Source organism: Streptomyces sp. NPDC006872 (assembly GCF_040635845.1).
Taxonomy (GTDB): domain Bacteria; phylum Actinomycetota; class Actinomycetes; order Streptomycetales; family Streptomycetaceae; genus Streptomyces.
This window is the reverse complement of record NZ_JBEYIL010000020.1, coordinates 1-12,675: the sequence shown is the minus strand read 5'-3', so window position 1 is coordinate 12,675 and position 12,675 is coordinate 1. Positions and strand designations below refer to the sequence as shown.

Below are 12,675 nucleotides of genomic sequence, written 5' to 3'. Positions count from 1 at the left end.
CTGTGCCTGCCGCACCGGAGCCGGGCCGTCAGGGGGCCTCAGCTCCGTTCCGTGGGCACATAGGGAGTGCACAGATGACCGCCTTCAACGCCACCCGCCGCAGATTCCTCGTAGGAACAGGCGCAGTCGGCGCCGGCGCGCTGCTCAGCGGCTGCGTCACCTCGAGTCCGTCCGCCTCCGGAGGAAAGTCCGGCGGCCCGGTGACCCTGCAGTCCAACCTCTCCTCCCCGCAGGCCAAGACCGCGATGCAGGCGATCGTCGCCGCCTTCGACAAGCGCGGCGGTGCCGACGCGCAGCTCAACACCGTCGCGTCGGAGACCTTCCGCACCCAGCTGCCGACCTACCTCACCTCCGCCAACCCGCCGGACGTCTACAGCTGGTACCCCGGCTCCGTCGCCGAGTCGTACGCCAACAAGGACCTGCTCCTCGACCTCGACGACATATGGGAGAAGCCCGAGCTCTCCGGCTACTCCGACGCGCTGAAGAACCTGTGCACCTCGGCCTCCAGCGGCAAGAAGGTCTTCGTGCCCACCAGTTACTACTGGTGGGGCATGTTCTACCGGAAGTCGAACTTCGCGAAGTGGGGCGTCAAGGAGCCCAAGACCTGGGACGAGTTCCTCGATCTGTGCGACAAGCTCAAGAGCAAGGGCGTCGCCCCGATCGGCCTCGGCGCCGGCGGCGACACGCCCTGGGTCGCCTCCGCCTGGTTCGACTACCTCGACATCCGCGTCAACGGCGCCGCGTACCACCGCGAACTCCTCGCGGGCAAGCACCGCTTCGACGACCCCGAGGTCCGCAAGGTCTTCGACAAGTGGGACGAGGCCCGCCCGTACTTCGACCCCGACGGCACGGCCATCCCCTTCCAGGACGCCACCACCGCCCTCCTCCAGGGCCGTACCGGCATGATGCTCATCGGCACCTTCTTCGCCGACGCCGCCCCCAAGGACGCCCTGGGCGACCTGGACTTCTTCCAGTTCCCCATCATCGACCCGAAGGTGCCGGTCGCCGAGGAGGCGCCCACCGACGGCTTCTTCGCCAGCGCCCGCACCAAGCGCGCCGACGGGGTCAAGGAACTGCTGCGCTACCTGGCCACCGCCGAGTCGCAGGAGCTCTACCTCAAGAGCGGCTCCGGCACCACGCTGCCCACGCACCCCGACGCCAAGGACGCCGGCACCCCGCTGGTCCTCAAGGGGCGCAAGCTCATCGAGAGCGCCGTCGATCTGACCCAGTTCTTCAACCGGGACTCCAGCGACGCCCTCCAGCCGACCGCCGACACCGCGCTGGTGCACTACCTGGCCAAGCCCAAGGAGATCGGCTCCATCCTCACCACGTGGCAGCGCAGCGCCCAGAAGATCTGGAGCCAGTGAACATGGCGCTGATCAGCTCCACCCGAAGGCCCAGGGCCACCCGAGTGCCCTCGGTGGTCCTGGCCTTCGTCCTCGTCCCGCTGCTCGCCGAGGCGTTCTGGGTCTTCTGGCCGGCCCTCCAGGGCTTCTATCTCTCCCTGACCTCCTGGGACGGCCTGGGAGCCCCGGAGTTCGTCGGCCTCGGCAACTACAGCGAGATGCTGCACGACGCGGTCTTCCGCACCGCCGCGATCAACACGGTGCTGTGGCTGCTGCTCTTCGGCGGGCTCTCCGCCGCCCTCGGGCTCGGCGCCGCGCTGCTGCTGCAGCAGGAGCGGCGCGGCATCGCGTTCTACCGGGCGGCGCTCTTCCTGCCGGTGGTCTTCTCACTGGTCGCGACCGCGCTGGTGTGGCAGGCCATGTACCAGCCGGACGGCCTGATCAACAACGTGTTGGAGGGCATCGGCCTCGGCGGCTGGAAGCACGCCTGGCTCGCCGACCAGGACACCGCCCTCTACGCGGTCATCGTGCCCGCGCTGTGGCGCCAGGTCGGCTATGTGATGGTGCTGTACCTGGCCGGCCTCAAGGGCATCGACCCCGTGCTGTACGAGGCGGCGAAGGTCGACGGCGCCACCCGTCTGCAGCAGTTCCGGCACATCACCCTGCCGCAGCTGCGCAGCGTCAACGCGGTCGTCCTGTCGGTGATCGTCATCGATTCGCTGCGTTCGTTCGACGTGGTGTGGGCGCTCACCCGCGGCGGCCCGTACCACTCCTCCGAACTGCTGAGCACCTACATGTACTCCACCGCGTTCCAGTCCCTGCGGCTGGGATACGGCTCCGCGCTCGCCGTCGTCATCTTCGTGCTGGCCTTCGGCGTCATCGCGAGCTACCTCGTGCGCGCCTTCCGGGAGGCCGACTGATGACCGCCACCGACGCGACCGCCCCCGTCAAGGACGCCGAGGGCCCGACGGGCCGGGCCCGGCCCGGCAAGGTCCCGGCGCCCCGACGCCCCGCCCTCAACGGCCGCGCCCTGCGCACCACCGGCTTCCACCTCACCGCGGGCCTGCTGTCCGCGCTGTGGCTGCTGCCGATCGCCCTCGTGCTGGTCACCAGCACCCGGACGTTCGACGACATCGCCGCGCACGGCGTCGGCAGCTGGCCGCACTCGTTCACCTTCGACAGCTTCCGTCAGGCGTGGGTGGACGGCGGCCAGCAGCGCGCCCTCATCAACAGCTTGCTGGTCACCCTCCCCACCGTGCTGCTCTCGCTCGGCCTCGCCTCCATGGCGGCGTTCGCGCTCAGCCGCTACGACCTGCCCTTCCGGCGTGTCCTGCTGTTGCTCATGCTCGGCGGCAACCTGCTGCCCCCGCAGATCCTGCTGATCCCGGTCTCCAAGCTCAGTGAAGTGCTGGGCATCTACGACCAGTTGTACGCCCTGATCGGCGTGCAGGTCGGCTTCGGCGTCGGCTTCTACGTGTTCGTCCTGCACGGCTTCATGCGGGCGATCCCCGGCGAGATCCAGCAGGCCGCCGTCATCGACGGCGCGAACCCGTGGCAGATCTACTGGCGGATCATCCTGCCGCTGGCCCGCCCGGCGCTGGCCGCGCTGACCGCGCTGTCGTTCACCTGGATCTTCAACGACCTGCTGTGGGCCATCACGGTGCTGCGCACCGACACCCAGATGCCCATCACCGCCTCCCTTCTCGGACTGCAGGGCCAGTACGTGTCCATGTGGAACGTGATCGCGGCCGGCTCGGTGATCGCCGCCGCCCCGACGGTGGCCGTCTTCCTCCGCTTCCAGCGCTACTTCGTGGCCGGACTGAACCTCGGAGCCGTCAAGTGACCCCGCACGACCGGTGGCTGCTGCGCACCGACACCACCACCTACGCCGTCACCCTCGGCGGCGACGGCCGCTGGGCCGAACTCGCCGCCTGGGGGCCGCACGGCGTCGAGGACGGGCCGTCGCCCCTCGACTGGTCGCGGCGCACCCACTTCATCGTCCCCGCCGACGCCGCCCCGGCCGAGTACATCCCGTACGGGCTGCGGCCGTTCACCGGCGCGGACCTGATCGCCTCCCGCCCCGGCGACGACCGCGGCAGCTGGTGGTGCTTCACCGGCGCCACGCAGGACGGCGACCGGGCGCTGCGCCTGGAGTTCGCCGACGATCTGCTCGGCCTGCGCACCACGCTGTGCTACGAGACGGTGCCCGGCACCGACGTCGTCCTGCGCTGGACGGAGCTCACCTGCACCGGTGCGGAGGAGGTGCGCCTGGAGCGCTTCGACTCCGCCGCCGTCAACGTGCCCGTCCAGGGCGGCGCGCGGCTGACGTACCTGGCCGGACAGTGGTCGCAGGAGTTCCAGTTGAAGCACCTGGAGCTGGAGCGCGGCCGCTTCGAGATGGAGAGCACCCAGGGCTCGGCCGGACACGCCTACCACCCCTGGCTCGCCGTCCAGGACGCCGCCGCCCCCGCCGAGGGCGCCACCCCCACCTACGGCATCGCCCTGGAATGGTCGGGCAACTGGCGGATCACCGCCGACGCCGAGCCCGGCGGCGCCGTCCGGGTGCGCGCCGGCCGGGTGCCCCACGAGGGCGCGATCCGCCTCTCCCCCGGCGCCACCCTCGTCACGCCCCGGCTGGCCTGCGCCTTCAGCCCGGACGGGCTCGACGGGCTGGCCCGCGTCTGGCACCGCTACGAGCGCCGCCTCACCGGAGCGCGCATCGACCGGCCGCGCAAGGTCCTCTACAACTCGTGGGAGGCGACCGGCTTCGACGTCGACGCCGCCGGGCAGCTGGAGCTCGCCAAGGCGGCCGCGGAACTGGGCGCCGAACTCTTCGTCGTCGACGACGGCTGGTTCACCGGACGCTCCGACGACACCGCCGGCCTCGGCGACTGGGATCCGGACCCGGACGGGTTCCCCGGCGGGTTCGACCGGTTCGTGGCGGACGTCCGCGCCCTCGGCATGGACTTCGGCCTGTGGGTGGAGCCCGAGGGCATCAGCCCCCGCTCCAGGCTCTACGCCGAGCACCCCGAGTGGGTGTACCGCATCGAGGGCCGGCCCGCGACGCCGATACGCAACCAGCTGCTGCTCGACCTCGGCCGTGCGGACGTCCAGGAGTTCGTCATCGCCACCCTCGACCGGCTGCTCGGCTCCCACGCCGTCAGCTACCTCAAGTGGGACATGAACCGGCCGCCCACCGAGCGCGGCCGCCCCGGCCACCCGGCCGGTCCCGACCCCGAGCACCAGGACCTCGACGCCGGCCATGTCGCCGGCTACCTGCGCGTCCTGGACCACCTGCGCACCGCCCACCCGCACGTCACCGTCGAGGGCTGCGCCGGCGGCGGCGCCCGCGTGGAGCACGCCACCCTCGCCCGCACCGACGTGGTGTGGCCCAGCGACAACACCGCGCCCATGGACCGGCTGCGCATCCAGTACGGCTATCTCCACGCGCACGCCCCGCACACCATGAGCTCCTGGGTCACCGATGCCCCCGGCGTCTTCGACCCGCGCCCCCGCTCCCTCGCCTTCCGGTTCGTCAACTCCATCGCCGGAGTCCTGGGCATCGGCGCCGACATCCGCCACTGGACGCCGCAGCAGCGTGCCGAGGCCGCCGAGTGGATCGCCCGCTACAAGGAGATCCGCGACATCGTCCACCACGGCGAGGTCAGCCTGCTGGGCAGCCCCGCCGACCCGACCTGCGGCATCCAGTACGAGGAGCCGGGCGGCGCCCGCCTGGTGGTGACGGCCTGGAACACCGGTCCGCTCGACGGCGCGCCGCTGGTGCCCGGCCGGGCCGCCCGACTGCGTCTGCGCGGCCTGCCGCCGGACGCCGTCTACACCGACACCGACACCGGCACCCGCTACAGCGGCGCGTACCTGCTCCACTCGGGGCTGCCGTTCGCCTGGACCGCCGCACACGACGCGGAGCTGACCGTCCTGGCCCGGCAGTGACGACAGCGGAAGAATCTGCATCCCACTCGACTCTCGAACATCTGCGCCCCACCTCCCTCTCGAACAGGAGACGATCCACCCCATGAACGCAGCCGCCCGCTTCACCAACCGGGTCGCCGTCGTCACCGGCGCCGCGTCGGGCATCGGCGCGGCCACCGCGGCACGCCTCGCCGCAGAGGGCGCGGCCGTCGTCCTGGTCGACATCGCCGCCGAACGCGGTGAGGAGACCGCCGAACGGCTGCGCAAGGACGGGTCCCCGGCCCTCTTCGTCGCCGCCGACGTCGCGAGCGAGGACGACTGGCAGCGGGTGATCACCGCCGCCCACACCTTCGGGCCCGTGGGCGTCCTGGTCAGCAACGCCTACACGGTGGCGGTCGCACCGGCCCACGAGACCAGCCTCGCCTCCTGGGAACGGCAGCTCTCGGTCAACCTCACCGGCGCCTTCCTGGGCGTCAGAGCGACACTGCCCGACCTGCGCGAGCACCAGGGGGCCGTGGTCCTCGTCTCCTCCGTCCACGCCCACCGGGGGATCCCCGGCCATCCGGCGTACGCGGCGAGCAAGGGCGCGCTGCTGTCGCTGTGCGGCCAGCTCGCCGTCGAGTACGGCCCCGAGGTCCGCGTCAACGCCGTGCTGCCGGGACCGATCCTGACCGCCGCCTGGGACCGGGTCCCGCCGGCCGACCGCGAGCTCAGCGCCGCCGGAACCGCGGCGCGCCGCTTCGGCACCCCCGAGGAGGTCGCCGCCGCCGTCGCCTTCCTCGCCGCCGACGAAGCCTCCTACATCACCGGATCCAGCCTGCTCGTGGACGGCGGCTGGAGCGTCGCCAAGGACTCCGCCTGACGGAGCCGACCGCTCCGGCCATCGACCGACCAGCAAGAAAGGCAACACACATGACGCCATACGCACGCCGCGGGGTGCACGGCCAGACCGTGGAGACCCTCGCCCGCCGGGTGCTCAGCGGCGAGATCCCCGAGGGAGCGACGCTCGACATGGCGGCCCTGCAGAGCGAACTGGACGTCAGCCTGACGGCCCTGCGCGAATCGCTCAAGGTGCTCGCGGCCAAGGGCATGGTCGACGCCCGGCAGAAGCGCGGCACCTTCGTCCGGCCCCGCTCCGACTGGAACCTGCTCGACGCCGACGTGCTGCGCTGGCAGTTCTCCGAGAGCACCGCCACCGGCGCCGACCCCGCGCTGCTGCGCAATCTCGGCGAGGTCCGCGGCATCATCGAACCCGCCGCCGTACGGCTGGCCGCGGCCCGCCGCACCGACGCCGACCTCGAGGCACTGGAGGCGGCGCTGACCGCGATGGGCCAGGAGGGCGGCGCGAGCGACGCCGTCGAGGCCGACCTCGCCTTCCACCGGGCGCTGCTCGCCGCCACCCACAACGAGCTGCTGGAACGCATGGAAATGGTCATCGAGTCGGGCCTGGCCCAGCGCGACCGGCTCGTGCACAGCGCCCCCCACAGCGAGGACCCGGTCCCCAGCCACCGAGCCGTCCTCGACGCCGTGCGCGACCGGGACCCGGACGCCGCCGAGCACGCCATGCGCGCCCTGCTCGACCAGGCCACGCGCGACCTCGACAAGCTCAGCGTCCCGTCCGGGGCCCAGGGCGCGAACGGCTCCGCCGAGCAGAAGGACGGCCGGTCACAGTGAAGATCGCGCGCGTCGAGACCTTCCTCGTCCCGCCCCGCTGGCTGTTCTGCCGCATCGAGACCGACGACGGCGTCGTCGGCTGGGGCGAGCCGGTGGTGGAGGGCCGGGCCGAGGTGGTCAGGTCGGCCGTCGAGGTGCTGGCGGAGTACCTGATCGGCCAGGACCCGCTGCGCATCCAGGACCACTGGCAGGTGCTGAGCAAGGGCGGCTTCTACCGCGGCGGCCCGGTCCTCTCCAGCGCCGTCGCCGGCCTCGACCAGGCCCTGTGGGACATCGCGGGCCGCGCCCTCGGGGTGCCGGTGCACACCCTGCTCGGCGGCCCGGTCCGCGACACCGTCCGGGTGTACGCGTGGGTCGGCGGCGACGAACCCGAGCGGCTCACGGACGAGGTGACCGCCCAGGTGGAGGCCGGCTTCACCGCCGTCAAGATGAACGCCGCCGGGCGCACCCCGCCGATCGGCAGCCCCGCCGAGACGGCTGCCGTCGTCGAGCGCGTGGCGGCCGCCCGCGCGGCGCTGGGCCCGCACCGTGACGTCGCCGTCGACTTCCACGGCCGCTTCAGCGCCGCCAACGCGCGGCGCGTGCTCCACGAGATAGCCCCGCTGCACCCGCTGTTCGTCGAGGAACCCGTCCTGCCCGAGCAGGCACATCTGCTGCCCGGGCTGGTCGCCGCCTCGTCCGTGCCGGTGGCCACCGGCGAACGGCTCTACGGGCGCGCCGACTTCCTCCCGGCGCTGACCGCGGGCGTCGCCGTGGCCCAGCCGGACCTGTCGCACGCGGGCGGGATTTCGGAGGTCACCCGGATCGCCTCGCTCGCCGAGACGTTCGGGGCCCACCTGGCGCCGCACTGCCCGCTCGGTCCCATCGCGCTGGCCGCCAGCCTCCAGGTCGCCTTCGCCACGCCCAACTTCCTGATCCAGGAGCAGAGCCGCGGCATCCACTACAACAAGGACGCCGACCTGCTGTCCTACCTGGTCGACACCGAGCCCTTCCGCTTCGTCGACGGCCAGGCGCACCGCACCGCACTGCCCGGACTGGGCATCGCCGTGGACGAGGACGCGGTCCGCGCCGCCGACCGGTCCGGCCATGCCTGGCGCAACCCCGTCTGGCGGCACGCCGACGGCTCCTTCGCCGAATGGTGAGCGTCACGCGGCTGCCCGTCCGCGTCACCACCGACCCCGACCACGGCGGGCGCTGGACGTCGCTGACCGCGGGCGGCCGCGAGTGGCTGTGGCGCCGCGACGAGCCCCGCCGCCCTGTGGTCCGGCCTGACGACCCGTTCGCCGACGCCGGCGGGCTGGAGGAGTGCGTGCCCACCGTGCGCGGACTGCCCGACCACGGGGACGCCTGGTCGCGGCCGTGGCGCAGGGCGGGGGAAGAGGACGTCGCGCAGTGCCCCGACTTCCGTCTGACCCGGCGCATCGCCGAGCGTGCGGACGCGGTCGTCGCCGACTACGGGCTCGCCGCCGAGCCCGGCTACCGCTTCGTGTGGGCCGCCCACGCCCTGCTGGCCCTCTCCCCCGCCGCCCGGATCGGCGTCGTCGGACCGGCGGCGACCCGGCTCTACCCGGACGAGGGCGACCGCTGGGTGGCCGGCGCCTGGCCCGGCGTCGACGGCGTACGGCTGGACCGGTTCGGACCGGACGACGGAAGCGCCGTCGGGGCGGTCGTCCTCACCTCCCGGGTGTCCGTGCACGACGGCGCGGACACGCTGCACCTGTCCGTCGAGGCCGCCGGGCAACCGGTCGCGGTCGCCCTCTGGCGCAACCTCGGCGGCTTTCCCCGGGGCGCGCCCTACCGCTCGATCGGCGTCGAGCCGATGCTCGGCCGCGTCTTCGACCGGGCCGCGGCCGGCGACGGCGACACCGCCGTCGTGCCATCGACCGGCGAGGTCGCCTGGCGGCTCACCGTCACCGCGACCCGCCGCGCCTGAACCCACCGGAAGACTTGAATCCTCATCACCAGAAGGGGTGTCGGATGAACCTGCTCGCCGAGTTGCGCGCCCATCGACTGCTCGCGATCGTCCGCGGCAGCGACCCGGACGCCGCGCTGACCACCGTGTTCACCCTCGTCGAGGCGGGTGTCGCCCTCATCGAGGTCTCCCTCTCCGGGCGGGGCGCGCTCGACGTCATCGCGCGGGCCCGTGCCGCGCTCGGCCCCGACGCGATGCTCGGCGCCGGAACCGTGCTCAGCCCCGACGACGCCCGGGCCGCCCAGAAGGCCGGGGCCGCCTTCCTCGTCTCCCCGGCGGTCGGCGACGGCATCGCCACCGGGCGGGAACTCGGACTCCCCGTACTCGTCGGGGTGATGACGCCCACCGACGTCCTTCAGGCGCTGCGGCTCGGCGCCGACGCCCTCAAGCTCTTCCCGGCGGGCAGCGCCGGGGGCCCCGGCTATCTGCGGGACCTGCGCGGCCCCTTCCCGGACCTGCCGTTCGTACCCGTCGGCGGAGTGGACGCGGCGGCCGCCGCCGACTACCTGCGCGAGGGAGCCACTGCCGTCGGCGTCGGATCGCCCCTCATCGGCGACGCCGCCGAGGGCGGCGACCTCACCGCCCTGCGCGAGCGCGCCCGCGCCTTCCTGGACGTCGTCCGCACCCAGGACCGCCCGTGACCGGTCCCGTGGTCGTGGGGAGCGACCGCCTCGAACTGGGCGAGGGCATCCGCTGGACGGACGGCCGCGCCGTGCTGACCGACATCCTCACCGGCCGGCTGCTCGCCCTGCCCGACGGGCCGGACGCGCCGCTCGCCCCGATCGTCCGACTGCGCTGCCCGTTGGGCGCCGTGGCGCCGGTGGAGGGGCGCCCCGGTCACTGGGTCGCGGCGGCGGGCACCGGCATCTGCCGTATCGACCCCGCGGGCCGCGTCGACTGGTTCGCGCGCCCCGAGGACGACGCGCCCGTGCCGATGCGGATGAACGACGGCGTCGCCGACCCGCACGGCCGCTTCTGGGCGGGCAGCATGGCGTACGGGGTCACCGAGGACGCGGGCTCCCTCTACCGCCTGGACCGCGACGGCCGCGTCACCCGCGTCCTGCGGGACGTCACGATCCCCAACGGCCCGGCCTTCAGCGCCGACGGCACCGTCATGTACCTCGCCGACAGCGCCCGGGGCGTCATCCGCCGCTACCCGGTCGACCCCGTGAGCGGAGAGCCAGGCGCCCCCGAACCCTTCGTCACCCTCGGCTCCGGCAGCCCCGACGGCATGACCACCGACATCGAGGGCTGCCTGTGGACCGCCGTCTGGGGCACCGGGCAGGTCCACCGCTACCGCCCCGACGGGGGCCTCGACCGGATCGTCGACCTGCCCGTCGGGCAGCCCGCGGGGCTCTGCCTCGGCGGCCCCGACGGCCGTACGCTCCTCGTCACCAGCGCGCAGATCGGCCTGGCCGCCCCGGGACCCCTCGACGGCGCCGTCTTCGCGGTCCGGGTGGACGTCCCCGGCGCCCCGGCCGCCCCGTACCGCGCCGACACACTCTAGGAAGCCCGCCATGAGCACCCATCGGCCACTGCGCCCCGGCCCCGTGGTCTGCGTCGGCGAGACGATGGCCGCCCTCGCCCCCGACCCCCTGGGGCCGTTGGACGACGCCGACCTGCTGCGCGTCGACATCGCGGGCGCCGAGTCGAACGTCGCTCTCTACCTCGCCGACCACGGCATCCCCGCGCGCTGGGTCTCCGCGGTCGGCGACGACCCCTTCGGCCGCCGCGTCCGCGCCCGGATCGCCGCGGGCGGCGTCGACGTCAGCGGTGTCCGCACCGACCCGGAGCGGCCCACCGGGCTGCTGCTCAAGGACCCGGGCGCGCACGGCACCCGCGTCCGCTACCACCGCGCCGGATCCGCCGCCTCGGCCCTCACCGCCGACGTGCTCGACGACCCGGCGGTGGCGGGCGCCGCGCTCGTCCACCTCAGCGGCATCACCCCCGCCCTGTCGCCCGGCTGCCGTGCCCTCGTCGAACGCGCGCTGCGCCCCGACCGCCCGTGGCCCGTCAGCTTCGACGTCAACCACCGCCCCGCCCTGTGGGCCGGTCGGTCTGCCGCCGACGTGCTGGGGGCGCTCGCGGACCGGGCCGACATCGTCCTCGTCGGCCTCGACGAGGCCCAGGTCCTGTGGGGCGACCGGATCACCGACGCCGAGCAGGTCCGCGCCCTGCTGTCCGGCCCGCGCGTCCTCGTCGTGAAGGACGGGGACCGCGCCGCCACCGCCTTCGTGGGGACCGCCGCCCACAGCGTGCCCGCCCTGACCGTGCGCGTCGCCGAACCGGTCGGCGCCGGCGACGCCTTCGCCGCCGGATTCCTCAGCGGTCTGCTGCGGCAGCTGCCCGTGGACCGCGCCCTGCGGTTGGGCCATCTCACCGCGGCCTCGGCCTTGAGGGTCGCCGCCGACCACGGCCCGCTGCCCGACCCCGCCGTCGTCGAGGCGCTCCTGAACGCCGACGACGAGACCTGGCGGGCCGCCGTGATCGACTGATTCCTGCGGAGGCGTCCGTCCGGAGCGTCCTCTCCCCACAGAGTGGTGGTGTCTGTCGGCTCGGCGTTTGACGGATGTGTCGGCGTGGGTAGTTCGCCGTCGCCGTCGGACCAGGGGCCCGACCGTCGGGCGAGGAGAGAATGACGTGAGGGTCGTGATCACGGGCGCGTTCGGCTTCCTGGGCCGTCGGCTCACCGGCGCACTGCTGCGGACGCCGACGTTGCGTGGCACACCGATCACCCGACTGGTGCTCGTCGACCGCATCGTGGAGCCCGACTCCGTGGTGGCGACGAACCCGCTCGTGGACATCGTGCACGGCGACCTGATCGACCGTCTCGACGACGTGTTCGCGGAGCCGGTTCATATGCTCCTCCACCTTGCCGCCGCGGTGTCGGCCGAGTGCGAGGCCGACTTCGACCTCGGTATGCGCGCCAATGTGGACACCACCCGTGCCCTGCTCGACGCTGCCCGGGCACAGTCGGCCGCCGGAGGGCCGAGGCCGCGGGTGCTGTTCGCCAGCAGTCTCGCCGTCTATGGTTCGACCCCGGAGCCGAGCCTGCCCGCGGTGGTCAGTGAGTCGTCCCTTCCCGTACCGCGGTCGAGCTACGGAACGCAGAAGCTCATCTGCGAGCAGATGATCGCGGACTGCACGCGGCGCGGCTTCCTCGACGGACGCGTCGCCCGTCTGATGACCGTCGTGGTGCGGCCGGGCCGGCCGAACGCGGCCGCCTCCGGCTTCCTGTCCAGCATCGTTCGGGAGCCGCTCGCGGGACTCCCGGCAGTCTGCCCGGTGCGGCCCGACCTGCGGGTGGCCCTGGCCTCACCACGCCGGACCGTGCAGGGGATCCTGCGCATCGCGGAGGCCGAGCGCGGCGTCGGGCCGGGGCGGCTGGAAGGCCCGGCGCCGGTCAACCTGCCTGCGCTCACGGTCTCGGTCGCCGAGATGCTCGCCACGCTGCGGCAGGTGGCCGGCGATGCCGTCGCCGACCTGGTGACCATCACGCCCGACCCTGCCGTCGAGGCCATCGTGGGCTCGTGGCCCGCCGTCTTCGACAGCAGTCGCGCCGCCGCACTCGGTCTGGAGCCCGACCCGAGCTTCCTGTCGGTCGTGCAGGACTACCTCGCCGATCACCCCGACGCCGTCGACGGCGGATGAACTCGGGCCTAGGGGCTGTCTCTAGTTGTGATCAAGTGGCTTGGGATGGGGACCGGTGCGATAAGACTGTGGTGTGACGCGCGCGCAACTCACCGACAGTGA

The 12,675-nt window shown here is 73.3% G+C and carries 12 protein-coding genes; all 12 read left to right on the top strand.

Annotated elements, in window-relative coordinates:
• Window positions 1–74 precede the first annotated feature (74 nt).
• The 12 genes from ABZ725_RS41620 (at window position 75) to denD (ending at window position 12,573) form a co-directional block, all read left to right on the top strand.
• Complete coding sequence (locus ABZ725_RS41620; protein WP_358807555.1) at window positions 75–1,367, top strand: ABC transporter substrate-binding protein; 1,293 nt, start codon at window positions 75–77, stop codon at window positions 1,365–1,367.
• Window positions 1,368–1,369: 2 nt separating this feature from the next.
• A complete protein-coding gene (locus tag ABZ725_RS41615) occupies window positions 1,370–2,266 on the top strand; it encodes a sugar ABC transporter permease (RefSeq protein ID WP_358807554.1) in 897 nt (298 codons plus the stop codon).
• Window positions 2,266–3,189, top strand: a complete 924-nt coding sequence (locus ABZ725_RS41610) for a carbohydrate ABC transporter permease (RefSeq protein WP_358807553.1) — start codon at window positions 2,266–2,268, stop codon at window positions 3,187–3,189. The genes ABZ725_RS41615 and ABZ725_RS41610 overlap by 1 nt, the downstream gene beginning before the upstream one ends.
• Window positions 3,186–5,297 (top strand): alpha-galactosidase, encoded by a 2,112-nt coding sequence (locus ABZ725_RS41605; protein ID WP_358807552.1) that lies wholly within the window; start codon window positions 3,186–3,188, stop codon window positions 5,295–5,297. Before ABZ725_RS41610 ends, ABZ725_RS41605 begins: the two co-directional genes overlap by 4 nt.
• 82 nt (window positions 5,298–5,379) lie before the next feature.
• Window positions 5,380–6,138: a glucose 1-dehydrogenase gene (locus ABZ725_RS41600; RefSeq protein ID WP_358807551.1), complete on the top strand. Its 759-nt coding sequence runs from the start codon at window positions 5,380–5,382 to the stop codon at window positions 6,136–6,138.
• Window positions 6,139–6,188: 50 nt separating this feature from the next.
• Window positions 6,189–6,950 (top strand): FadR/GntR family transcriptional regulator, encoded by a 762-nt coding sequence (locus ABZ725_RS41595; protein ID WP_358807550.1) that lies wholly within the window; start codon window positions 6,189–6,191, stop codon window positions 6,948–6,950.
• Window positions 6,947–8,092: a galactonate dehydratase gene (gene dgoD, locus ABZ725_RS41590; RefSeq protein ID WP_358807549.1), complete on the top strand. Its 1,146-nt coding sequence runs from the start codon at window positions 6,947–6,949 to the stop codon at window positions 8,090–8,092. The genes ABZ725_RS41595 and dgoD overlap by 4 nt, the downstream gene beginning before the upstream one ends.
• Window positions 8,086–8,883 (top strand): hypothetical protein, encoded by a 798-nt coding sequence (locus ABZ725_RS41585; protein WP_358807548.1) that lies wholly within the window; start codon window positions 8,086–8,088, stop codon window positions 8,881–8,883. The genes dgoD and ABZ725_RS41585 overlap by 7 nt, the downstream gene beginning before the upstream one ends.
• 44 nt (window positions 8,884–8,927) lie before the next feature.
• Window positions 8,928–9,563: a bifunctional 4-hydroxy-2-oxoglutarate aldolase/2-dehydro-3-deoxy-phosphogluconate aldolase gene (locus ABZ725_RS41580; protein WP_358807547.1), complete on the top strand. Its 636-nt coding sequence runs from the start codon at window positions 8,928–8,930 to the stop codon at window positions 9,561–9,563.
• Window positions 9,560–10,429, top strand: a complete 870-nt coding sequence (locus ABZ725_RS41575) for an SMP-30/gluconolactonase/LRE family protein (protein ID WP_358807546.1) — start codon at window positions 9,560–9,562, stop codon at window positions 10,427–10,429. Before ABZ725_RS41580 ends, ABZ725_RS41575 begins: the two co-directional genes overlap by 4 nt.
• Before the next feature lie 10 nt (window positions 10,430–10,439).
• Window positions 10,440–11,417, top strand: coding sequence for a sugar kinase (locus ABZ725_RS41570; RefSeq protein WP_358807545.1), 978 nt, complete (start codon window positions 10,440–10,442; stop codon window positions 11,415–11,417).
• 145 nt (window positions 11,418–11,562) lie between these two features.
• Complete coding sequence (gene denD, locus ABZ725_RS41565) at window positions 11,563–12,573, top strand: D-erythronate dehydrogenase (RefSeq protein WP_358807544.1); 1,011 nt, start codon at window positions 11,563–11,565, stop codon at window positions 12,571–12,573.
• The last annotated feature ends 102 nt before the right edge of the window (window positions 12,574–12,675 follow it).